This window comes from Xylanibacter muris (assembly GCF_013166605.1).
GTDB classification, from domain to species: Bacteria; Bacteroidota; Bacteroidia; order Bacteroidales; family Bacteroidaceae; genus Prevotella; species Prevotella muris.
In genome coordinates, this window is sequence record NZ_JABKKF010000011.1 from 43,750 (window position 1) to 65,493 (window position 21,744).

21 protein-coding genes are annotated in these 21,744 nt (G+C 44.7%); 8 read left to right on the plus strand and 13 right to left on the minus strand.

Features of this window, described 5'->3' with window-relative positions; all coding sequences use genetic code 11:
• The first annotated feature begins 27 nt into the window (after nucleotides 1–27).
• Nucleotides 28–633, plus strand: coding sequence for a nicotinamide riboside transporter PnuC (pnuC, locus tag HPS56_RS10740; protein WP_172276343.1), 606 nt, complete (start codon nucleotides 28–30; stop codon nucleotides 631–633).
• A complete protein-coding gene (locus HPS56_RS10745; protein WP_172276345.1) occupies nucleotides 617–1,270 on the plus strand; it encodes a thiamine diphosphokinase in 654 nt (217 codons plus the stop codon). The genes pnuC and HPS56_RS10745 overlap by 17 nt, the downstream gene beginning before the upstream one ends.
• A gap of 12 nt (nucleotides 1,271–1,282) precedes the next feature.
• Here the strand turns inward: HPS56_RS10745 and HPS56_RS10750 are convergent, their stop codons facing one another.
• Both HPS56_RS10750 and HPS56_RS10755 read right to left on the minus strand, forming a co-directional pair.
• Nucleotides 1,283–2,542, minus strand: coding sequence for a BaiN/RdsA family NAD(P)/FAD-dependent oxidoreductase (locus HPS56_RS10750; protein ID WP_172276347.1), 1,260 nt, complete (start codon nucleotides 2,540–2,542; stop codon nucleotides 1,283–1,285).
• Nucleotides 2,543–2,569: 27 nt separating this feature from the next.
• Nucleotides 2,570–3,748, minus strand: a complete 1,179-nt coding sequence (locus HPS56_RS10755; RefSeq protein ID WP_369800306.1) for a dienelactone hydrolase family protein — start codon at nucleotides 3,746–3,748, stop codon at nucleotides 2,570–2,572.
• Between the two features lie 326 nt (nucleotides 3,749–4,074).
• Between HPS56_RS10755 and HPS56_RS10760 the strand changes: the two genes are divergently transcribed.
• Nucleotides 4,075–4,650: a manganese efflux pump MntP gene (locus tag HPS56_RS10760; RefSeq protein ID WP_172276349.1), complete on the plus strand. Its 576-nt coding sequence runs from the start codon at nucleotides 4,075–4,077 to the stop codon at nucleotides 4,648–4,650.
• Between the two features lie 540 nt (nucleotides 4,651–5,190).
• On the opposite strand, the gene ispE is transcribed toward HPS56_RS10760, so the two are convergent.
• Nucleotides 5,191–6,018, minus strand: coding sequence for a 4-(cytidine 5'-diphospho)-2-C-methyl-D-erythritol kinase (gene ispE, locus HPS56_RS10765; RefSeq protein WP_172276351.1), 828 nt, complete (start codon nucleotides 6,016–6,018; stop codon nucleotides 5,191–5,193).
• 229 nt (nucleotides 6,019–6,247) lie between these two features.
• Between ispE and HPS56_RS10770 the strand changes: the two genes are divergently transcribed.
• The 4 genes from HPS56_RS10770 (at nucleotide 6,248) to dnaB (ending at nucleotide 8,849) form a co-directional block, all read left to right on the plus strand.
• Nucleotides 6,248–6,625 carry a YccF domain-containing protein gene (locus HPS56_RS10770; protein WP_172276353.1) on the plus strand — a complete coding sequence of 126 codons (378 nt, stop codon included), beginning with the start codon at nucleotides 6,248–6,250 and terminating at the stop codon, nucleotides 6,623–6,625.
• A 1-nt stretch (nucleotide 6,626) separates the two neighbouring features.
• Nucleotides 6,627–6,887, plus strand: coding sequence for a DUF1294 domain-containing protein (locus HPS56_RS10775; protein ID WP_172276355.1), 261 nt, complete (start codon nucleotides 6,627–6,629; stop codon nucleotides 6,885–6,887).
• Between the two features lie 12 nt (nucleotides 6,888–6,899).
• Complete coding sequence (trxA, locus tag HPS56_RS10780) at nucleotides 6,900–7,199, plus strand: thioredoxin (RefSeq protein WP_172276357.1); 300 nt, start codon at nucleotides 6,900–6,902, stop codon at nucleotides 7,197–7,199.
• Nucleotides 7,200–7,310: 111 nt separating this feature from the next.
• Nucleotides 7,311–8,849, plus strand: a complete 1,539-nt coding sequence (dnaB, locus tag HPS56_RS10785; RefSeq protein ID WP_172276359.1) for a replicative DNA helicase — start codon at nucleotides 7,311–7,313, stop codon at nucleotides 8,847–8,849.
• 57 nt (nucleotides 8,850–8,906) lie between these two features.
• On the opposite strand, the gene HPS56_RS10790 is transcribed toward dnaB, so the two are convergent.
• Genes HPS56_RS10790 through dnaN form a run of 6 tightly spaced genes read right to left on the minus strand, consistent with a single transcriptional unit; the run spans nucleotide 8,907 to nucleotide 16,431 of the window.
• On the minus strand, nucleotides 8,907–10,577 hold the full coding sequence (locus HPS56_RS10790; RefSeq protein WP_172276361.1) for a tetratricopeptide repeat protein: 1,671 nt from the start codon (nucleotides 10,575–10,577) through the stop codon (nucleotides 8,907–8,909).
• A gap of 16 nt (nucleotides 10,578–10,593) precedes the next feature.
• Nucleotides 10,594–12,252, minus strand: coding sequence for a DNA repair protein RecN (gene recN, locus HPS56_RS10795; protein ID WP_172276363.1), 1,659 nt, complete (start codon nucleotides 12,250–12,252; stop codon nucleotides 10,594–10,596).
• Between the two features lie 3 nt (nucleotides 12,253–12,255).
• On the minus strand, nucleotides 12,256–13,143 hold the full coding sequence (porD, locus tag HPS56_RS10800; protein ID WP_253952451.1) for a type IX secretion system protein PorD: 888 nt from the start codon (nucleotides 13,141–13,143) through the stop codon (nucleotides 12,256–12,258).
• A 53-nt stretch (nucleotides 13,144–13,196) separates the two neighbouring features.
• Nucleotides 13,197–14,408 carry a bifunctional phosphopantothenoylcysteine decarboxylase/phosphopantothenate--cysteine ligase CoaBC gene (coaBC, locus tag HPS56_RS10805; RefSeq protein WP_172276367.1) on the minus strand — a complete coding sequence of 404 codons (1,212 nt, stop codon included), beginning with the start codon at nucleotides 14,406–14,408 and terminating at the stop codon, nucleotides 13,197–13,199.
• Between the two features lie 10 nt (nucleotides 14,409–14,418).
• Nucleotides 14,419–15,273: a 3'-5' exonuclease gene (locus tag HPS56_RS10810; protein WP_172276369.1), complete on the minus strand. Its 855-nt coding sequence runs from the start codon at nucleotides 15,271–15,273 to the stop codon at nucleotides 14,419–14,421.
• A gap of 33 nt (nucleotides 15,274–15,306) precedes the next feature.
• Complete coding sequence (gene dnaN, locus HPS56_RS10815; protein WP_172276371.1) at nucleotides 15,307–16,431, minus strand: DNA polymerase III subunit beta; 1,125 nt, start codon at nucleotides 16,429–16,431, stop codon at nucleotides 15,307–15,309.
• Nucleotides 16,432–16,589: 158 nt separating this feature from the next.
• Here dnaN and HPS56_RS10820 point away from each other — a divergent pair, with 158 nt between their 5' ends.
• On the plus strand, nucleotides 16,590–17,000 hold the full coding sequence (locus HPS56_RS10820) for a DUF3127 domain-containing protein (protein ID WP_172276373.1): 411 nt from the start codon (nucleotides 16,590–16,592) through the stop codon (nucleotides 16,998–17,000).
• Nucleotides 17,001–17,876: 876 nt separating this feature from the next.
• Here HPS56_RS10820 and HPS56_RS10825 read toward each other — a convergent pair.
• From HPS56_RS10825 to HPS56_RS10840, 4 genes are all read right to left on the minus strand, one after another.
• On the minus strand, nucleotides 17,877–18,980 hold the full coding sequence (locus tag HPS56_RS10825) for a caspase family protein (protein ID WP_172276375.1): 1,104 nt from the start codon (nucleotides 18,978–18,980) through the stop codon (nucleotides 17,877–17,879).
• An 86-nt stretch (nucleotides 18,981–19,066) separates the two neighbouring features.
• On the minus strand, nucleotides 19,067–19,597 hold the full coding sequence (locus HPS56_RS10830; RefSeq protein WP_172276377.1) for a hypothetical protein: 531 nt from the start codon (nucleotides 19,595–19,597) through the stop codon (nucleotides 19,067–19,069).
• 2 nt (nucleotides 19,598–19,599) lie between these two features.
• Nucleotides 19,600–20,637, minus strand: a complete 1,038-nt coding sequence (locus HPS56_RS10835) for an Ig-like domain-containing protein (protein WP_172276379.1) — start codon at nucleotides 20,635–20,637, stop codon at nucleotides 19,600–19,602.
• Between the two features lie 13 nt (nucleotides 20,638–20,650).
• Entirely contained in the window at nucleotides 20,651–21,739 is a 1,089-nt protein-coding gene (locus HPS56_RS10840) for a hypothetical protein (protein WP_172276381.1), read from the minus strand.
• Between the last annotated feature and the right edge of the window lie 5 nt (nucleotides 21,740–21,744).

Below are 21,744 nucleotides of genomic sequence, written 5' to 3' on the forward strand. Positions count from 1 at the left end.
TTGTTGTCATAAAATAAGGTGTAAGAGTTGGAACGGATATTGGAAATTTTCGGTGTTTTGAGCGGTCTGCTTTACCTGTTTTTGGAAATCAGGCAGCACCGTGCCATGTGGGTGGTCGGTTTTCTGACCTCTCTTGTTTATGTATTTGTCTTTTTCCGTTCCAGGATATATGCGGATATGTGGCTGAATATCTATTATGTGGTCATCAGTGTATATGGCTTTCTGCAATGGACACAAAACAAAAGATATGTGGCATCTGAAGCGACGTCATCCACATATAAAGAAATCGTATATAGCCACCTTACATCACGTATTTTAGTGACGGTGCTGTTTTCCATTGCTATCCTGTTCGTCCTGCTATACAACGTCTTACATCATTTCACAGACTCACCTGTGCCGGTTGGCGATGCTTTTACGACAGCAGTCGGGATTGTGGCCACATGGATGTTGGCCAGGCGCATAATCGAGCATTGGATTTTGTGGATTGTTGTAAACGGTGTCTCCGTATGTATTTATTATCAGCGCGGGCTTTATCCCACAGTGTTTCTATATATTTGCTATGCCATATTGGCGGTTGTAGGATTATATACATGGAAAAATAAAGGAATAAGAAAAAATGATAGCACCTTATAACTGTGTAATCATGGCAAACGGCAGTTTTCCACAAACAGCCGTTTCTCTGAATCTGTTGCGTCAGGCCTCTGTCGTCATAGCCTGTGACGGGGTTGTAGCTGCATTAGACAAGGCTGGTATAACCCCTACTGCCATCGTAGGAGACCTTGACAGCCTTCCGTCCCGTTTTCGAAATATGTATTCCGACCGTATACATCTTGTGGAAGACCAGGAGATAAACGACCTTACAAAGTCCATCCTGTTTGCCTGCCGGTCCGGTCAGCAGGAAGTCTTGATCATGGGGGCTACAGGGTTGCGTGAAGACCATACGTTAGGGAATATCTCATTGCTGATGGAACATGCCGCTCTTTTCCGAAGAATCGAGATGCTTTCGGACTACGGACTTTTTACACCGCTTCTAAAAACGTCGACACTCTGCAGCAGTCCGGGCATGCAGGTATCGCTTTTCTCGCTCTCTCCTTCAGGAACGATTTCCACTTCAGGTCTGCGATGGCCCATTTGCAACAGGCAATTGACAGCCTGGTGGCAAGGTACACTGAACGAGGCGACAGGCAATTCCTTCACTGTCACACTTTCTATGGAAGCCCGTGTGCTTGTCTACCGTACTTTGGGCATTCCGGCAAAGAAAACGGTGTAGCATCATAGAATCTTAACGTCCGCTTATTGCCGTTGCCGCAATATAGCCTGTGGTCCATGCTGCCTGGAGGTTGAATCCGCCGGTTATGGCGTCTATGTCGAGCACTTCACCGGTGAAAAATATTCCGGGATGGTTGCGGCATTCAAGTGTTGATGGGTTGATATTGTCAAGAGCAACACCTCCGCATGTTACAAATTCATCTTTAAATCGGTTTTTCCCGTTAACGGTCAACACTGTATTCGTGAGTGCGGATGCGAGTTTGTTGTAGCTTTTACGTCCGAGATCGGCCCATCGTATTTCCGGATTCAGTCCGCAACCGCATATAATATATGTCCATAACCTACTGTTCAGGTATGTCGGATATATGCTTTGCAGTTGTTTCTGCGGATTCCTCACAGCTGTCTCACCAAGATATCCCGCCATGTCGTTCTCTTTCTTGTCTCCGGTCCAGTTTATGGATATTGTCGCCTTATAGCCGTTTTCGTATAGATGGCGTGCTGCATACGATGACAGTTTTAGTATTGCAGGACCACTTACTCCCCAATGTGTTATCAACAAGGCACCGGAGGCGCGGAACTTAGTGCCGGTAAGCGATACTGTCGCGTTTTTTATTACGGTGCCGGTGAGTTTTTTTAGCGTGTTGTCATCCAGACAGAGGCTGAATAGCGATGGTACGGGCTCTACGAACTTGAGGTTCAGGCTGTTCAGGAAGGAGAGTCCGTTTCGGCGTGGACTGCCGCCTGTGGCTACTACCACGATATCGGCAAATGCCGGTTTGTTTGTGCTGTCGGAAAAACTTATCAAATAGCCATTTCTTGTAGGGGGGTCGCCTGTATCTCCATCTTCATTGCATGACGGTGTTATTGAGGCTACACGGTGCGTGGTTTTCAGTGCTACTTCTTCCCTGTTCATCATTCTCAGCAGTGTGCTGACAATTTCCATTGCATTCTGCGACGCTGGAAACACACATTGGTCATCCTGTGTCGTGAGCTTCACGCCATTGGCTTCAAACCATTTGCAGGTGTCGTTGTGGTTGAACCAGTGCATAAGCTTCTTCATGAGTCTGCCTCCGCGAGGATATACACTATCCATATTCTTCACTTCGGCAAAAGAGTTCGTCAGATTACAGCGTCCGCCTCCCGTTACCGCCACTTTTGCCAGCGCACGGTTTCCGCTCTCATACACTGTCACAACAGCCTGCGGCATCATTCTTTTTATGTTTATCGCTGCAAAGCATCCTGATGCACCGGCTCCGATAATAGCTATCTGCATAAATGATGGTTTATGAATATTATGTTATTACAGGTGAGTGTTCAGGAACTTTAATACTCTCTCCTGAAGCTCTTTTCCGCAAGAGTGTGGAACTTCCCATATCTCGGTGTTCAGGTTGTCATCCGCGTTTTGGCTTTTCCATGTGTCGTGCATTATTCCGAAAGCCTTCTGCACCCCGTCAATGGGGAACAGATGGTCTTTTGTTCCGTTGATGAACAGCATCGGTTTCGGGCATGCCAGACTTGCTATGTGTGGATAGTCGAGATATTGGCGCAGGGCAGGGATACAGTTGGCGAATCCTCCGTATTCCCTTTTCTTGTCTTTCACAGACATCTGTACATCGGTGGTTACCATCCAGCATACAGAGGCTCCTGCCTTTATCTTGTCGGAAAGGGCAGAAAGCATCCATGCACGGTATGCTCCCATAGAACATCCCATACATCCGATGCGCTTTTTGTCCACCTCAGGCAATGTTGCCATAAATTCCGTGGCATATATGTCGTCGTATGTCATGAATGCCGAAAGGTCACGTCCGAGCATCATCATGTTTCCTGCAATAATGTCATATTTGCTGCGGTCTACCCCTTCTTCGCGTCCGCGTTCTCCCCACATCGGTGCATCAGCGGAGAACACCACGTATCCGTTTCGTGCAAGATAGTCGCCCACATATTGCCCTTCGTAAAGCTGTGCGGCCCAGCGGTCGGCATCGTTTACCACTGCCGTGTCTACATCGAACGGACGTATCATCTTTTCCTTACCGATATATAGATGTCCGCCATGATCGTGCAGGGCGTTTACTGCGGGAAACGGGCCTTTGCCGTCGGGAATCAGCAGATATGCCGTTATGCGTGAATAGGCATTGATGTTGAGTTCTATTTTCCTTGCTGTGTATCCGTCTCGCTTTTCCTCGGCTATGACCTTCATGTCGAAGTTTTTTGCCTTCATAGGAGGAGTCATCATGCATTCGAGAACTTTTGCCCTGGCGGTTTTTTTCCATTTACCGAAGTTCTTTACAGGACTGTTTCCCCATGCCATGGGGTAGGTCAGTTCCTGTTTCAGTTGTTCGACATACCGGGGAAGGTCGAATGTGAATTCGTAGTTTTCCCGTTTTTGTAGCTTTGTTTTCTTTTTCTGTGCCATCATGGGTATTGCGGATGTAGCCAATACCGAGAACGCCATAGCCAGAATATATGCCTTATTATTCATTTTTGTTTTATTTTTATAGATTATTCTGTAGAGACAGTGCAAACCGAACGCAATGAAGCTTGCTTTAGATTGCTGAGGTGCCGCCTATCTTATGCAAAGATAGTGCAAACCGAATGCAATGAAGCTTGCTTTAGATTGCTGAGGTGCCGCCTATCTTATGCAAAGATAGTGCAAACCGAATGCAATGAAGCTTGCTTTAGATTGCTGAGGTGCTGCCTATCTTATGCAAAGATACGGATTTTGTGCGTATTATTATTATAAAGCTTCAAAAGGTTGCGTCATAAAAGCAGTATTTCGTTATTTATATATACCTTTGCATCCGCATTATGAGTTTATTTGATATTCTTTTTCTTTCTGTCGCGTTGGCCATGGACTGTTTCACCGTGTCCATTGTCAGTGGTGTGATTACGCGAAGGGCATTATGGCGGGTGGTTCTGCGTATGAGTGTCCTGTTCGGTTTGTTTCAGGCTGTCATGCCGTTGTTCGGATGGCTTGGCATGATTTTCTTCCGTGATTATATCGAGCCTTTCGACCATTGGATAGCATTTATCCTGCTTGCGTTCATTGGCGGCAACATGATAAAGGAGGCTTTTGGGCCTGAGGAGGAGCATAACTTCCGTCCGGAACGGTTGCGCACGCAGCTGATGCTTGCCGTGGCCACGAGTATAGACGCCCTTGCCGTTGGAATATCTTTTGTATGTACGGGATACGGCAGTCTGTCAGAGTTATTATTTCCGTTGACGGTGATTGGCGTGGTTTCTTTCTGTTTCGGTATAGTTGGAAACTTTCTTGGGATAAGTTTCGGTCGTGTAATAGCGCGTAAGATTAAGCCTGAGCTTATCGGTGGCATCATACTTATATTAATAGGTGTAAAGGTATTGCTTGAACATCTGTTGGGATAAAGATCAAATTTATATTCAGTATTCAACATCATCAAATTTATAACGTTACTCCATAAATTCAAAATATAAATTTGAAAACTCACATCACTTGACGAGGAGTGATTTTATCCTGAAGTATTGTATACTTTACTCAAAGGAGGTTGTGTCAAAACTAAGGCACATCCCCCTCTTTCCACAAGTAGGGACATCGCTTTGCGATGTGTCAAGCGCGTATAATTAATCGGGATATGGGGATGTTCACCGACAGACACATGCCAAAGGCATGTCCCTACACCGTGGATGAGCGTTTTCATTTGCATATACGCCTAATGCTTCCACATCCTCTCTTTCTCTGAGCGTGTGCCAAAACTCAATTTTTAAGAAAATAAACTTTTAACTTGAAATTAGAACATCCTAAAAGACTAAAGAAAGGGTCATATCATTACTCAATATGGAGTTTGATACGACCCTTTTAGATGTTATAGTTACAATTTGCGACCTTTCGGAATAATCATTTTAGTTTTGACACATCATCCTCTTCTTTTTTCCTGCTTTCCATAATCACAGCCTGCAGGTGAATGTAAACATGTCGGGGAATTCTTCCTTAAGCTCTATGCTGTCTCTGAACAGTCCGAACACGCTGCTGCCGCTTCCGCTCATTGCCGCATATATGGCTCCCAAAGAGTAGAGCCGTTCCTTTATCAGGCCAATCTCAGGATGCAGGGCAAACACGCTTTTCTCGAAGTCATTAACAAGCTTGTCGCGCCATGTCTCCACCGGCTGTGCCACGATGTCGCGGCAGTTGCATGCCGGAGGGCACGGTTTTACAAGCGAGAAAGCCTCTTTTGTGGATACGGGAATGTCGGGACGCACTACACCGATGTGCCATCCTACGAGGTCGAGGTCTATGGGATACAGCTGTTCGCCTATGCCCTCGGCGTATGCCGGCCGGCTGAGGATGAAGAACGGACAGTCGGCACCGAGTTTTGCCGCGTGGCATATCATTTCATCTTCAGACATTCCAAGACAGAAACTTTCGTTGAGCAGGCGTATCATGTATGCGCAGTCGCTCGAACCGCCGCCCATACCGGCCTGAGTGGGTATTCCTTTATATAAATGTGCATGTATGCGCGGCAGGCTGTAGGTTTCGGCAAGCAGCCTGTAGGCCCTTACGACAAGATTTTTTTGTTCATCGCCTTCTATTGGGATGTTTGTTACTTTAAGGTCGCAGTCATAGGCAGACGGAAAGGCATCGTCCATAGGATGTATTTCAAGGGCGTCCTTTATCGGCACGGGATAGAATACGGTTTCCAGATTGTGGTAGCCGTCATCGCGTTTTCCCGTGATGTTCAGCCCGAGATTTATTTTAGCTATCGGAAAGTTTATCATATTGTATTCTTTATATAGTTATGTGCAATTAGCATGTCATACAGTTAATCAATGAAGACAAAATTAAGCAAAATCTTAGGAAAAACCGCAACAAACCGGATAAAAACAGGCATTTGGCCTATAATAAATGTATTTGCGTAGCCAAAAGCTTATAAAAAGGAAAACTCTTGATAAGAGTATGGATATTTTTCGGATATTTGATTACCTTTGCAGGCAATTAAAGTCTTGTATGAATATAATAGGTAATCTGCTATGGTGGGTCTTCGGAGGTCTTGAAGCCGCCATAGGATATTTTTCCGGAAGCATAGCAATGGCATTAACCATTGTGGGCATTCCGGTGGCATTGCAGACGTTGAAGATAGGCATGCTGTGTCTGTGGCCGTTTGGCGCAGAGGTAAAGGATACGGAAAGCCCGGTAGGTTGCATCCGTATTCCGCTGAACATTTTATGGATAGTCTGTGGCGGGTTCTGGGCATGGCTTATGCATATCGCTTTCGGGGTGTTGCTGTTTGTCACCATTATCGGCATACCGTTTGCGAAACAGCATTTCAAGATGGCACGGTTGTCGTTGGCTCCCTTTGGCAAGGATGTGAGACTCAGCTTGTAGTATGGAGACACTGCTTTACTGCCTGTGTGTTGTAAATGCCGTAACGTTTATTGTCTATGGCATCGACAAATTTAAGGCAAAGAGGGAGTTATGGCGCATATCGGAGGCCACGCTGCTTGCGTTTGCCGTGGCCGGAGGAAGTCTTGGAGCGTGGCTCGGTATGAAGGTATGGCATCATAAAACGCTGCACTGGAAGTTCCGCTATGGCGTGCCCGCGATAATGGCGGTGCAGATTGCCATACTATTATATATGTTATATTAAAAGATAATTACAATGGAAAGTTTTAACGACGTGATATCAGGCGGCGAGCTTGTATTGGTGGATTTCTTCGCTACATGGTGCGGCCCTTGCAAGATGATGCATCCCGTGCTGGAGCAGGTGAAGGCGACTCTTGGAGACAGGATTAGAATCATTAAGGTGGATGTAGACAAGCATGGCGACATATCCGCTGCCTATCGGATACAGTCTGTGCCCACGCTGATGCTTTTCCGCAAAGGGGAAGTCTTGTATCGCCAGAGCGGAGCCATGTCGAAAGCCGATCTGATGGCTTTGCTCAGTCCGTTTATGAAATAAGGCTTGTGCAAAGAACACCGTGTTGCCGGATGACAACAAGAAAAACATCCGGTGTTTTTAGTTTTTCGTTTTTATTTTATTAATTTTGCGCCGTTAAATAAATATCAGAAAATGGCAAGAGAGAACAACAAGACCAGTAAGACAGGCAAGACAATACCGGTAGACAGCACTTACGGACACATTCAGCCACAGGCTTTAGATGTGGAAAAGGCCGTGCTCGGTGCCCTTATGATAGATAAGGACGCATACGCTGTAGTGTGCGAGATACTTTATCCGGAAAGTTTCTATGAGCCGAGAAATCAGATGATATATTCTGCCGTGCGCACCTTGAGTCTTGACGAGAAGCCGATAGATGTGCTTACAATAACCGACCAGCTTGCCAAGGACGGAAAGCTCGATGCGGTGGGAGGTCCGGTATATATTTCAGAGCTGTCATCGAGGGTGGCCTCGTCTGCAAATATAGAATATCATGCGCGCATAATAGCCCAGAAGTTTCTTGCACGCCAACTCATATCGTTTGCCAGCGTTATAGAGACGAAGGCTCTCGATGAGACTTCCGACATCGACGAGCTGATGCAGGAGGCCGAGGGGTCTCTGTTTGAACTCTCGCAGCGCAACATGAAGAAAGACTATACCCAGATAGACCCCGTCATAAAGAATGCCGTGGATGTAATCCAGAAAGCTGCGGCAAACAAGGGTGGTCTTACAGGGGTGCCTACGGGATATAACAAGTTTGACGACATCACCAGCGGCCTTCAGGCCAGCGACCTTGTCATCATAGCCGGCCGTCCTGCCATGGGAAAGACGTCGTTTGCCTTGTCTATGGCCAAGAATATTGCGGCCGACTATCAGGTGCCGATGGCGTTCTTCTCACTTGAAATGAGCAATGTGCAGCTCGTGAACCGTCTTATTTCCAACTGTTGCGAGATACCCGGCAGCAAGATTCTTAACGGACAGCTGCAGCCGGACGAGTGGGAGAGGCTTGACAAGCGTATGAACTCACTCATCGGAGCGCCGCTTTATGTGGACGATACTCCTGGACTTTCGGTGTTTGAGCTGAGGACAAAGGCACGCCGTCTTGTGAGGGAACACGGTGTGAAAGTTATAATGATTGACTATCTGCAGCTGATGAACGCCAACGGAATGAGGTTCAGCAGCCGACAGGAGGAGGTTTCCGTAATATCACGTTCTTTGAAAGGACTGGCAAAGGAGCTTGACATTCCTATTCTTGCGCTCAGTCAGTTGAACCGTGGTGTCGAGTCGCGTGAGGGAGCAGAGGGAAAACGTCCGCAGCTGAGCGATCTGCGTGAGTCGGGAGCCATAGAGCAGGATGCGGACATGGTATTGTTTGTTCATCGCCCGGAATATTACCGTATATTTCAGGATGAGCAGGGGCGTGATCTACATGGCATGGCCCAGATAATAATAGCCAAGCACCGTAAAGGTGCCACGGGAGATGTACTGCTTACGTTCCGCAGTGAGTTTACAAGATTCGAGAATCCTGAGGATTCACGTTTCAAACCTGTGGCACAGACCGGTGGCGGAGAGATTATGGGTTCGAGAATCAACGGTACTGATTCGTCAAGTCCTGATATGGGCGGACTGCCTGAGGGATATGACCCGTTTGCCGGTGGTCCGGTGCCTTTCTGATAAAAATATTGTCAAGGATGTCATATTTTACGGTGCATCCTTGACAATATACTAATATTACTTCGAATACTTTTCTATGAGTCCTTGTGCCTGTGTGTCGCCGAGTTCCTTTGCCTTGATCAGGTTCTTTATGCCTTCTTCCTTATTGCCTTTCAGACACTGGGCAAGTCCGAGGAAAAGATATCCGTCGCTTTCGGAAGCGTTGGCGGCGATACTCTTTGCAGCCGTTGCAGCGGCTTCGTCATACATGCCGACCCTTATTTCGAGCGAGGCCTTGTCTGCATAGTATACGGTGTTGTCGGGCGCCATGGCTATTGCCGTTGTTATGTCGGATAGAGCCTGCTGGAACATCCGTCCGCCTATTTCGGCCTGATGGCGTATGTAGTAGAAGCGGTCGTTGACCTTTGTTTTCATAAGTTTCTCATATTCATTCAGGTCGTATACGGCCGGCCTGTAGTTTCCGGCTTCGATGTTTGCCTGTGCCCGTGCCAGGATATACGGTGCCGCGTTTTTCAGGTACGGTTTGCTGAACGTATTTACCGCACTGTCGAGCAGGGCAAGCATTGCAGTGGAGTCTTTCAGCATCAGTTTGCATTGTGATGCCTCGTAATACATTTCCGCTGTTTTTGTTCCGCTGTCTATAAGCTGTTTATAGATGTTGTATGCCTCATCGTATTTTTTCCTTGTGAACAGAATCTCGCCTTTAAGCTGTCTGTATACAGGTATCGGATTTATGCTGAAAGCCTTTTCCGCCTGTTCGGCAGCCATGTCGAGACTCCATTTTCTGTATGGAATCTCTGACTTTGTCAGTTCTTTGCGGAAAATCATCTGTGCATAGTTGTAGTGGACGTTGTCTTTCTTTTCTGCCAGTTCGAGGGCTTTTTCCATATCCTTTGCAGCATCGTCGAAGTTGTCGGTGTTGGCCTCCATCTGTGCTCTTGACATATAACCGTCCGGAGCCTGTGGAAATTTGGCAATGAAGTCGCTGATAATTTCCTTATACTTTGCCGTGTCTGGCATTGACGAGGCTACATACATTGTGAGTATGGCCTGGTCAAGCGAGTCGGGCAGGGCTGTTTTTATCAATGTGCTTTTCAGTGTGGCATCGTTGATGCTCAGTCCGTTTACAGCCATGCCGGCGGCAAATCCTGCGTCAACGGCAAATCCTGTCCCGGACTTGCTGTTGTCTGCCTGTATGACACCTATAGCCTCACCGTTGTCGTTCAGTGCAGGCAGTCCGGCAGAGTTTTCAGGCGCATCGACGCTTAAGGTGTAATATGTATGTCCGGTCATGAATGTCTCCTTGCGGCTCACGCTTCCGCCTGTTGCAGGGAGCGACTTTTTTACGGAATATGGCTGAATCCATATCTTTGCACCGTTGTCAGCTGCGGATGTTGAAACAGGAACTGGTATGGAGCGTTTTATGCTTACCTGGAATTTTGCAACATCGTATGTATCGTCGGCCCCTATGATGCATTCCACTGGACTTTCCTTGCCCTGTGCGTCTATGATGACGGCTTTGGATGCTCCCTTAAACGGTGTGAAGCAGCTTATTGCCTTTCCGTCCGTGCTGATGAAAAAGCCGTATGAGTTTCCGATGAGGCTTCCGTCCGCATTGAATGTCTTAAGGGTGAATAATGATTTTGCCGTCTTCTTTGTCCATGAAGGCTGTGCGATAATGATGACACATGCAAGTAGGGCATGTGATAATAATATAAATCGTTTCATACTGTTTTGATATGTCTTATAGTTTCAAGAACTCTCTGGCGTTGTTTATTGCCGCTTCCGTCACGTCGCTTCCGCTCAGCATCTGTGCAATCTCGTTGATGCGCTCCTGTTGTGAGAGTCTGAGCATGTGGCTGACCGTCCCGTCGGGAGTATCTTCTTTAAGTACTTTATAATGGTTCTTTCCGAGCGCGGCAATCTGCGGCAGATGGGTTATATTGATAACCTGCCTGTTGTTTTCGCCCATCTGTTGCATTATATATGCCATCTTCTCTGCTATTTTTCCGCTTACGCCCGTGTCTATCTCATCGAAAATTATAGTCGGGAGCTTCACCGCTCCGCTTATCATGGCTTTCAGCGAAAGCATCACACGCGCTATCTCACCTCCCGATGCCACTTGGTATATCGGCTGTATGGTTCCGTTTTTGTTTGCACAGAACATAAAGGCGACTTTGTCTGCACCGTTTGCATTGAACGGGCATGGCTCGAGTATGATTCTGAACACTGCATTGGGCATTCCGAGTGATGCGAGGTTGTCGAGAAGGTGTGTCTCTATCTTTGCGGAGGCTTTCTTGCGCATTTCTGTCAGAATGCCGGCCTTCTGCGAGCATATATCTCTGAGCCTATTCACTTCGTCTTCAGTCTCTTTCAGCATGAAACCGCTGTTCTCGATTGTATCCAACCTTGTTCTTATGCTTTCCCGTTCCTGTATGAGAGCCGCAACGCTCTCACATCGGTATTTCTTTTCCAGGTCGTACAGCTTGTCAAGCCTGTTGTTCATCGAGTCAAGTTCGGAAGGATCGAATGCGACATTTTCGAGCATCGAACTTACTTCTCCGGAGATATCCTTCAGTTCTATGTAGCAGCTGTCAAGCCTTTCGTAAAGAGCCTTTGCTTCCGGCATGATGTCTGCAATGCCGTTTATGGCGTTTGCCGCTGTCTTTACGCTGTCTACAGCTCCTGAACCGTCCTGTGAAAGCGAGGAGTCGGTCTCATACAGAGCTGTCTTTATATCCTCTGTATGACTCATCGCCGTGGTTTTCTGTTCGAGTTCTTCCTGTTCTCCGTCTGTGAGGCGGGCATTGTCAAGCTCGTCAAACTGGAATTGAAGGAAATCGGCATTTATTCTGTTCTGCTCGATTTCCTCTTTCATCCTTTCAAGTCTTGCGCTTGCATCCTTATAGTCCGTGAAAGCTTTCCGGTAAGCGGTGATTTCATTTGTATCGGCGGCGATTATGTCTACGACATCAAGCTGGAAGTCTTGTTTTCCAAGCAACAGGTTCTTATGCTGGCTATGTACGTCTACGAGCTGTTCTCCGAGTTCTTTAAGGAGCGAAAGCGATGCCGGTGTGTCATTGATGAACGCCCTGCTTTTGCCGGATGCTGTCAGTTCGCGTCTTATGATGCAGTCTGTGTCGTCATATTCAATGTCGTTTTGTTCAAAAAATGGTTGCATACCATATTTAGACAGGTCGAAATGAGCCTCTATCACACATTTGTCCGCTCCTTTTTTTATGGCCTTGGAGTCTGCGCGCTGTCCAAGCAGCAGTGCTATCGCACCGAGTATGATGCTTTTTCCCGCACCTGTCTCACCTGTTATGACAGAAAAGCCGTTTTCAAATCCTACATCGAGTTTCTCTATCAGGGTATAGTTTCTGATATATAGTTGTCTAAGCATTGTCTATTCCTTTATTTTGTTCCATGAGGTGCTTTGTGATGCGTTTATTCCCATCATGATTTCAAATACCGATTCTTTTTCCTTTTGAGTGCCTTTACCTTTATATATATTGGCGATCTCATCTTTTTTATAGTCTGTCCATATCTGTGGAAGCATGCTCAGCGGTTTGTCCTCATGTGCTTTTTTGAGGTCTTCCTCAATTGCGGTTGTGATGTTGGTCCGTCCGCGTTCCGCATTGCCTGCCATTTCGTCCAGTCCGTTGCGGTAATAGTCGTATTGGAGTTTTCGGAAAGGCTTCATGCTCTCGTCCATATAATCGTTGATGATGGCAAACCGGTTTCGGCTGTTATCAAAGGCTTTCCATCCTGTGAATTGCAGGTTCTGGGCATTGTTCACCAGGTTAAGGCATCTTTGCAGTATGTCTGTACCGCCTTGCGGTGAAAAGGAGTCGAGGTCGAGGCCGATTATGAGATAGGCATAATAGGCAAAAAGCGCGGTCAGCTGGTTGTCGACGGTCTCCTCATTGAAATTAAGCTGGTCAAACTGTGCAAACTCGAAGTTGAAGTCCGCATCGCGGTTGTTATACAGTATGGTGTTATATTGTGAATTGTATACCGGACGGTTGGCCTGTATCATTGCCGAACATTCAAACAAATTGGTTGTCTTGTCGTATTTGTTCACGGTTATGTTGAAACTGCATGTTATCCTTTCGTTATTCTGAAACTGCAGGTCAGTCCACTGCCTTTCGTTTACAAACTGTTCTATCGTCTGCTGCAGATTCTCAAATACTGCCACATCTGTTACTCCCACTTTGCTGTGGTTGATGTTTATCTTGGCCTGAAGTTCCTGTGCCGTTGCCGTACCGGAGACGAAAACAGCCCCAAGCACCATAACGATGATGTATATAATGCGTTGTTTCATATATAAAAATGTGATTGTTTTTATTATCCTAAGGCATGTTCCAGTTCATCGGCGATGTCTTTCGCTACCTCGGCCTTGCTTTTCTTAGGAAACTTTTTCCTGCTGTTCTTTGACAGAATCGTTATCATGTTCTCGTCAGAACGGAAGCATGTGCCTTCGTTACGCAGTGAGTTAAGCACGATAAAGTCGAGGTTCTTGCGTTCGAGCTTGCCCTTTGCATTGTTTTCCTCGTCATTTGTCTCAAGTGCGAAGCCGACAAGTTTCTGGTTGGCCTTTTTCATCTTGCCGAGCTGTGCGGCAATGTCGTGAGTGGGTTGCAGACGTATTACAAGGTCTTCTTTCTCTCTCTTTATTTTTCTTTCAGCCACCTCTGCCGGCATGAAGTCGGCCACGGCCGCGCATAGTATTGCGGCATCGCAATCTTTAAATGCCCCGATGGCAGCCCGGTACATCTGTTCGCAACTTTCAACGTCCGTGCGGTGTATGTTCCGATTTGAGGTCTTTAAAGCTACCGGTCCGGCAATCAGTATTACTTCGGCTCCTCTTTCCGCACACTCTTCGGCGATGGCAAATCCCATTTTCCCGCTTGAATAGTTGCCGATGAATCTTACCGGATCTATCTTCTCGTAGGTCGGACCAGCCGTAATCATTATTCTCTTTCCCTTCAGGGATGACTGCCGTGCCTGTTCTTTCGTATCAAAGAAGCTGCTGAGTGTTTCCACGATACGGTCGGGCTCCTCCATGCGTCCTTTTCCTTCAAGACCGCTGGCAAGGAATCCGCTTTCCGGCTCTATGATGCGGTTGCCGTATGAACGCAGTATATTGAGATTGTTCTGTGTGGAAGGGTGTGCGTACATGTCGAGATCCATGGCCGGAGCTATGAATACAGGTGCTTTCATCGACAGGTATGTCGTGATGAGCATATTGTCGGCTATTCCGTGTGCCATCTTGCCGATGGTTGCCGCTGTGCATGGAGCGATAAGCATGGCATCAGCCCATAATCCCAGATCCACATGACTGTTCCATGTGCCGTCGCGTTGTGAGAAAAATTCGCTTACTACCGGTTTGTGTGTGAGTGCGGACAGTGTTATCGGGGTGATGAACTCTTTTCCGGCAGGTGTTATTACAACCTGCACTTCCGCACCTTGCCTGATTAATCCACGAATGGTATAACAGGCTTTATATGCAGCGATCGAGCCTGTTATACCATATACTATCTTTTTGCCTTTTAGCATAATGTCTTTGTTACATGAACTTACTTGCCTTGAGCCTTATACGTGTCAGCACCTGCTTGGTGTTGTATGTAAAGTCTCCAGAGAGAATCCAGCTATAATATCCCGGATCGTATCGCAGCACGCTTGCAACGGTTTCTCCCTTGTGTTTTCCAAAGTTGAACACCTCTACCTTCACAGGATTCCCGTCGGCATCCATGACGGGCTTGCCGTTGGCATCCTTTGCGTCTGCCCATACAATCCGTCCGGCAAAGTCGACATTCTGGTTCTGCCTGGAAAACTCTGCAAGGAAATCCATATCGTTGTAAAGCCTGCGTTCCGGATCCTCTTCGGTTTCCGGATTATATTTGTCGAGTTGTCCCATCAGTACCCTGTAAGTAGCCTCAGTGTCCTGATCTGCGCGGTGTGCCTCGAAATCATCCTCCATGGAACGTCCGCAGTAGAACTTATATGCCGCGGCAAGGTTTCTGCGCTCCATTTTATGGAATATAGTCTGTGCGTCTATCAGGCGACATTTTGAAAAGTCGAAGTTTACCCCTGCGCGCAAGAACTCTTCAGCAAGCATCGGAATGTCGAAATGGTTTGAATTGAATCCGGCGAAATCGCATCCGGTAAAGTCGTTGGCGAGGTTTGTTGCTATATCCTTGAATTTAGGCTTGTCCGCTACATCGCTGTCTGACAGTCCTGTAAGGTCTGTTACCATCTGCGGGATAGGCTTTCCCGGATTTATGATATGATTGTGGCGTTCTTCCTTTCCGTCTGGGTGCACCTTTATGTATGATATTTGTATAATCCTGTCGTTCACCAAGTCGAGCCCTGTTGTCTCAAGGTCGAAAATGACGATGGGCTTTTGCAAATTCAGCTTCATTATCTGTTAATTATTATGTTCATTTATAAATAATCAGTCGTTAATGAGCATAGGCATCATAAGCATCAGCACATCCTGGTCTTCCGGCTGTTCTGTCGGAAGCACGAGGCCTGCACGGCTTGGATCCGCAAGCTGGATGTTGATGTCCTGGCATTCGAAGTTGCTGAGAATCTCTATAAATGACGAGCCTTTGAAACCGATGTTCATAGGCATTCCGTTATAATCGCACATTATGCTTTCCGTGGCGGTTTTTGAGAAATCATAGTCTTCGGCATCGAGCTGAAGGGTACTGCCTTCGATGTGGAATCTCACAAGGTTGCTTGAACCGTTTGCAAACGGTTGTACACGCTTGAGTGCGCTCAGCAGCGTACTTCTGTCTACTGTCAGCTGGTTGGGGTTGCTTTGGGGAATTACAGAGCTGTAATTCGGGTAGCGGCCTTCTATCAGACGGCATATTATCTGTGTGTCGCCATATTCGATTTTTGCATTTCTGCTGTTGAATATGATGCTGGCTTCCATTCCTTCCTTTCCGAGAATGCTCTTAAGCAGGTTTGCCGGTTTTTTAGGCATTATGAATGATGCAGGCTGCTCACTTTTTACTGTGAATATCTTGTTGCGCACAAGTTTGTGGCCGTCGCTTGCCACAATTGCCAGACAGTCGGGGGTGAGGTCGAAATAGATGCCGTTCATTACCGGTCGCAACTCATCCTGGGCCGTAGCGAATATTGAACGGTTGATGTTTTCTGCCAATATGCTGTCGGGCAGGGTTATCTGTGTGGCGTCTTCCGTCACATCCTGCATTTTGGGAAATTCATCGGTGCTTTCAATGGGCAGAGAGAAATGTCCGTTCTGGTATACAATCTTCGCAAGACGCTCGTTGTTGTTTATTTCAAAAGTGATGGGTTGTTCTGAAAATCCTTTCACAGCCTCAAGCAGGTCGTGGCTGTTTACGGCAAAGCTTCCGTCGCTGTCGGCCTCGTTGAGCTCTATTGCCGTAGTCATGGTATTTTCGTTGTCGGATGCCGTAAGGCTCAGTTTGTTTCCTGTTATCTCAAATACAAAGTCTGCCAGTATGGGAAGCGAGTTCTTACTGTTGATAACTCTTGATAGCGCATTTAGTTTTCCGCTTAGTGCTGTGCTTGATAACGTAAATTTCATTATTGTTTGTTTTAAAGTTTCATATATAATTGACTACAAAAATACATATTTGTTGTCTTAACAGCAAAAAAAAACTTGGAAATGTTGCAGGTTTTAAAACTATTTTTGTAATTTCGCAAACAGTTATTCTAAAAACAACAAAAACAATATCATATAAAATGGAAATAACAGGAAAAATAATCGCCGTACTTCCGGCAAACAGCGGTGTGTCAGCACGTACGGGAAATCCGTGGAAATCTCAGGAGTTTGTAATTGAGACACACGACCAGTATCCGCGCAAATGCTGTTTCAGGGTGTTCGGTGAGGATAAAATCAATCAGTTCAATATTCAGAGCGGTGAAGAGCTTACCGTTTCTTTTGATATAGATGCCCATGAGTATAACGGGCGGTGGTTTAATAACATCACTGCATGGGCCGTGAACCGTAATGTGGCTCAGATGCAACCCGGAATGCCTCCTATGGGTGGTGCTCCCATGGGTGCTCCCGGACAGATGAATGCGGCTACGGCTCCGTTTCCTCCGGCACAGGCTGCTCCGGCAGACCAGAGTGCGGACGACCTGCCGTTCTAAATCTAAATGGCTTTATGACAGAATAAATCTGTCTGCGACATAGTTTAATTATAGAGTAGGCCCGACTTTTTCTTGCCTTGGTAAAGCTCGTTATTGCTTTGCCTGTCTGGACAAAGAAAAAGTCGGACCTATGTTTTTAACAAAAGTCTGTCATTAGATTCCATGCCGGCGCAACATCTGCTTTTGCACATTGCAACGCTGATGTCGAAGGCATAGCGGACTATGGCAAGACAGCAGCGGAAGCAAGATGCTAAAGATTTTACGGATTAATGGCAGTAGGTTTCTGTTCATCTTTTACTTTCCAAGCCGTATGATATCTTGCCGGCAAACTGCGGACATGCTGTTGTAAACCCGGGATCAGGCCGTTTTCAAACCGTAGATTTCCGTTTTCCTTACCTTCCGACTTAAGTCGGAAGATTTGCTGACTTAAGTCGGAAGATTTGCTGACTTAAGTCGGAAGAACTGCTGACTTAAGTCGGAAAATCGTCTGACTATAGTCGGAAGGTTTACGAAGTTGTGCTTTTCTGGAGACAGTTGGCGGGTCTTTACTTTAATAATGCCATCCCATTTCTTACCAGAACATTGTCATATATACCTTACAGGGAGTATCCTGATGACATTTCGAATCTCATACCCATCGCCAGTTCAACCAGTGCAGGAAGCAGAAAACGTTATGCTTGATTGTGTAAAACATGCTCAAGTACAAAGTGCTACAACTTGTGAAGATGGTTGCCACGGTAATGGCTCATAGGGCAGACATACTTGTATGATTGCATTTTGACATCCCCTCGTTCCCTATATCCATAGGGATGCTGAGTAGTTATGAGAGATATGAAGAATTTGAATTAGCATGCAAAGACTACCCTGTAATTTGAGCTATAAGCTGAATCTTATATAGTCACTGAATTGAATGTACTTCTTCTGATGATAGTCATATATACCCAACCTGATGAAATAATCTTTCTGTCCTTTTACGGCATGAATTTCTGAATTTGGAATAATCATTATTATGTTGGAATACTTGGCATGTTCATAATGTGACCCGAAATCCGTTCCAACAGAGACTTGTCCATCCACGGTACGATAATTGTTGTTCATATCTTTCAATGCAGTTCCTTTAGGAGATTCAAATAAAGCAACCAACCTTCCACCTTTATCATCCATATAATGGGTGATGAGTTTTGCATGGATTTCCATGCACTTGACATCATTATGCATCTTGTTGTGCTCAATCCAGATTTCCTCTATTGAAGCGTTTGCTGTTTGTGCTTTTGAGGTAGAAACCTGAGTTATAGTGATATTCCTCGGCTTGTTGATTTCAATTTTATATTGAGGAAGTTGTTTGCCGTTTGTATATACTAAAGTCTGGTTCTTCGTAGACTCAAAAATGGCATCCCATGTTAATTCCGTATTTGTAGTGCCATTAAGAGCCTCGTTTATTGTCTTACGAAGACTTATTGTATATATAGAGCCTAACATTGGACCTGAAGACCAGCTATACGTGTATTGTCCTCGTATGCTTGAAGAAGCAACGATAGCCTTTTTGCCTTCAAATCCCAAAAACAGTTTTTTTGTTTTCTCTTTGTCTAAAGTGGAATATTGCTGTCTTTCACGCCTACGTCCCTCCGAATCCATATTGCAGCAACTGGAGATGCAAAGCAACAGTTTTGCCTTCCCACTCACATTTTTAAGTTTAGAAAAAACTGTGGTTTCCCAATACTGTCTATCGAGCAATGTCATGTGTGGCCAGTCATCATCGTCCCAATTGCATCCATGCCCAGCATAATAAAAAAGGACAATATCTCCTTCTTGCACATTTAATGATGATATTTCTTTTTCAAGCATCGTGGATGTGAACTCCGAGCCACTATGACAACGCAAGTCATGACTGAAGTCCAATGCGTCAGCAATAGATGAGCAGAATTCTGTCATCTGCTTCAACTCTGCCGTGCGATCTTTTTCCCGTCCTTGTTCTTCCATGTTCGTGAATAGGATGGAATGCATGGTTTGAGCATTGGTGACATTTGCCCAAAAGAGGCAAAAAGAAATTGTCAATATCTTATATCTCATTTTTCTTTTCTCTTTAAGTTTCGTAAATATCTGTCCTTAGGAAAATTCTCACACGCCATCTGTATGACAGCCTTTCTTATCAATTCTCCATCTGCATCTTGGTATTTTCCGTCACGTTTGAAACGACATACATCACAATAGAATGAATAGGAGAATGTAACGACATCTGACTTGGAATAAAAACACACAGCTATATCAGGAAGAAATGCCGATTCCTTCACCATGTTATTTTTCACAAAAGACTGTGGATAAGTCAATGTCGATTTCAATGCATTACATCTTTCTTCGAGAGTGTCGGTACTGCATATAAGTATTTCCCAATTCTTGTCATTATTCAATATTGTGGTGTCTTCTGGCATCGGGTCAAGCAAGTACCATACAATAGAGTCAGCCTTATTGATAATATCAATGTATTCCCCTGATATTACCGATGATTTTTCTTTGTCTATTGTATTATTACACATTGCATGACTGTTGCATAATATTAGAGCGGCAATAAATAGCAGAAAATAAATGGATTTTTTCATACCTATTCTGTTATTATAATTATATTCTCTGTAGTCTGAATCGATGTCACATTGCTTTCTTTGGTTATAAACTTGTATTTCAATACATGAGAGCCTTTTGACAAATTGGTCAACCGGTAGTTGAATGTATAAGGGAAGGATGAAGACTTGGCAATCAATTCATCATCCAGATAGAATTCAATATCAAAATCTTTCTTGACGCCTGAACCTTTATATAGTTTGGCAACCAATGAAATAGTCTCACCATTCTTATAATCGTTACGACCAGACTTGAGCCTACAAGAGTAGAAATAATCATTTGAAGAATGAATCTTATAATTGGAAAAAGACCAATTATATGACAAATTCTTTGAGAAAACATCATGATAGGCTATTTGAACGCTTATTTGGTGTGTGCTTTCAATTTCGTCATCCACTTTATATCGGAGTGTATATGGTGATGTTGTATAAGTTGCTATTAATTTCCCGTCCCAATAGTATTTGACTTGATCAAATTCACATCCTTCAGTAGAACGGTTAGTGAGTAGTTCCGGTGTTATTACGAGTTCTTCACCTTTGGTTATATAATTGTAGTCGATATATATATCCCCATGACGTTCCGTAATTCCGCTGTTGTTGGAAATGTAGAAAGCCTTTTCCTTTACAAGAACAACATCATCACAAGCCTGGCCTGAGATTTTCATTTCTGCCCTCAACTTGTGGTTGCCTTTTTCCATATCATCCTTGTTGATTATTATTTCCCACGGAGATCGGGTTTCTGAACTGTACAATTCATCATCAATGTAATAATCCACCTGCTTTAAGGTCAGTCCCCAATATTCAAAGTTGTAATCAAGGTCAGGCATGAATACAATGTATTGTCCACTGCTTGTCTCTGTCTTCTTTAAATCATAGGTGCCTTCTGGTATAAGATGTTCGATATTCCCTGTAAGAACAAACTCACCTACATTGTCATCTTTGCAAGACGAAATGATAAATGTCGTAAGCAACATTATAATGCATACGAGATGCTTTTCTGCTATTGTGCATATTGTTTTCATACTCATCATGTTTTTAATAATATTCCCAATGAACTCCAAGTCCAAAATTAATGCCATTTTTCTCCTTATATCCAAAAACCAAATCATAGCCAATACTAACAGAAAAAAATAATTCGTCAGAAATCAAAGGTATGAATGCTTTTGCAACAGGACGTATCATTGGTTTTACCAATATATTAGAATTGTCTTCTGTAATAGTTCCGCCACTAACAATAACCGAAGAGGAACCAGTACTTGTGGTAGATGAATAATATGCAGAATACTCCTTTCCATCCATACACAATACTCCCACACCGCAACCTAAAGCGAAATACTTCATATAGAATTGTGGCGTTACTGTAATGAAGAATCTGGGATCGAAAATCTTCTTGTTCCTGTCATAGTTTACGATGTCCTTCATTTCCACCTTGTCAATGATGTATTTGTCTCTATCAAGATTTACGCCAAAGTCAACGCTCAGCATAAAGGGAATGTCTGCAAACGAGTAGTTGAACGAACCTCCGACTGGAAAATGCTTTCCATAGTTATATGAAAAGCCTATTCCTTCACAATCATTGAGGAAATCGTCGAAGTCAATAACTACCTTTCCATCTTTTTTTCTATAAACATCAATCTTCGCTATTTTGTCCTTATATACATAGAATAATTCATCGGCTTCATGCTGAATAGCCCCCGTTACCTGTAACTTACATGAGTAAATTTCCGTGACCCGCAAGTCTTTCTCGCTTATATTGCTATTAAAAGCAAGGTCTTTCTTCGAAACCTTTCTAATATCTGAATATATTATCTTTATTGCCCCCTTGTTTACCAGTTTGCCAATATTATTCAAATATGTTTCAAGTTCATAACTCTTTTGGTACGGCGCATTGGGGTTGTCTTTTTTGTTTATGATATGTGAAAATTCATCACTAACAATAGCTTTCTTTGTGCCATTACACAACTCCTCTGCTTGGAATCGGTATTCAGCACGCTGTGTTGATGACCATTTAGAAAGATAATTAGCAAATTGAGACACTTGGGTCATGGCATATTCCTGTGCTGATAACTGAGTGCCTATTGTTGCCAATAGAATTGTACAAAATATTGTTTTTAATCTTTTCATATCTT

Bases quoted from the DNA above. Each gene is read 5' to 3' on its own strand.
- HPS56_RS10745 (WP_172276345.1), top strand. From the start codon at position 617: ATGATAGCACCTTATAACTGTGTAATCATGGCAAACGGCAGTTTTCCA.
- HPS56_RS10750 (WP_172276347.1), bottom strand. From the start codon at position 2,542: ATGCAGATAGCTATTATCGGAGCCGGTGCATCAGGATGCTTTGCAGCG.
- HPS56_RS10755 (WP_369800306.1), bottom strand. From the start codon at position 3,748: ATGAATAATAAGGCATATATTCTGGCTATGGCGTTCTCGGTATTGGCT.
- HPS56_RS10760 (WP_172276349.1), top strand. From the start codon at position 4,075: ATGAGTTTATTTGATATTCTTTTTCTTTCTGTCGCGTTGGCCATGGAC.
- ispE (WP_172276351.1), bottom strand. From the start codon at position 6,018: ATGATAAACTTTCCGATAGCTAAAATAAATCTCGGGCTGAACATCACG.
- HPS56_RS10770 (WP_172276353.1), top strand. From the start codon at position 6,248: ATGAATATAATAGGTAATCTGCTATGGTGGGTCTTCGGAGGTCTTGAA.
- HPS56_RS10775 (WP_172276355.1), top strand. From the start codon at position 6,627: ATGGAGACACTGCTTTACTGCCTGTGTGTTGTAAATGCCGTAACGTTT.
- trxA (WP_172276357.1), top strand. From the start codon at position 6,900: ATGGAAAGTTTTAACGACGTGATATCAGGCGGCGAGCTTGTATTGGTG.
- dnaB (WP_172276359.1), top strand. From the start codon at position 7,311: ATGGCAAGAGAGAACAACAAGACCAGTAAGACAGGCAAGACAATACCG.
- HPS56_RS10790 (WP_172276361.1), bottom strand. From the start codon at position 10,577: ATGAAACGATTTATATTATTATCACATGCCCTACTTGCATGTGTCATC.
- recN (WP_172276363.1), bottom strand. From the start codon at position 12,252: ATGCTTAGACAACTATATATCAGAAACTATACCCTGATAGAGAAACTC.
- porD (WP_253952451.1), bottom strand. From the start codon at position 13,143: ATGGTGCTTGGGGCTGTTTTCGTCTCCGGTACGGCAACGGCACAGGAA.
- coaBC (WP_172276367.1), bottom strand. From the start codon at position 14,408: ATGCTAAAAGGCAAAAAGATAGTATATGGTATAACAGGCTCGATCGCT.
- HPS56_RS10810 (WP_172276369.1), bottom strand. From the start codon at position 15,273: ATGAAGCTGAATTTGCAAAAGCCCATCGTCATTTTCGACCTTGAGACA.
- dnaN (WP_172276371.1), bottom strand. From the start codon at position 16,431: ATGAAATTTACGTTATCAAGCACAGCACTAAGCGGAAAACTAAATGCG.
- HPS56_RS10820 (WP_172276373.1), top strand. From the start codon at position 16,590: ATGGAAATAACAGGAAAAATAATCGCCGTACTTCCGGCAAACAGCGGT.
- HPS56_RS10825 (WP_172276375.1), bottom strand. From the start codon at position 18,980: ATGGAAGAACAAGGACGGGAAAAAGATCGCACGGCAGAGTTGAAGCAG.
- HPS56_RS10830 (WP_172276377.1), bottom strand. From the start codon at position 19,597: ATGAAAAAATCCATTTATTTTCTGCTATTTATTGCCGCTCTAATATTA.
- HPS56_RS10835 (WP_172276379.1), bottom strand. From the start codon at position 20,637: ATGAAAACAATATGCACAATAGCAGAAAAGCATCTCGTATGCATTATA.
- HPS56_RS10840 (WP_172276381.1), bottom strand. From the start codon at position 21,739: ATGAAAAGATTAAAAACAATATTTTGTACAATTCTATTGGCAACAATA.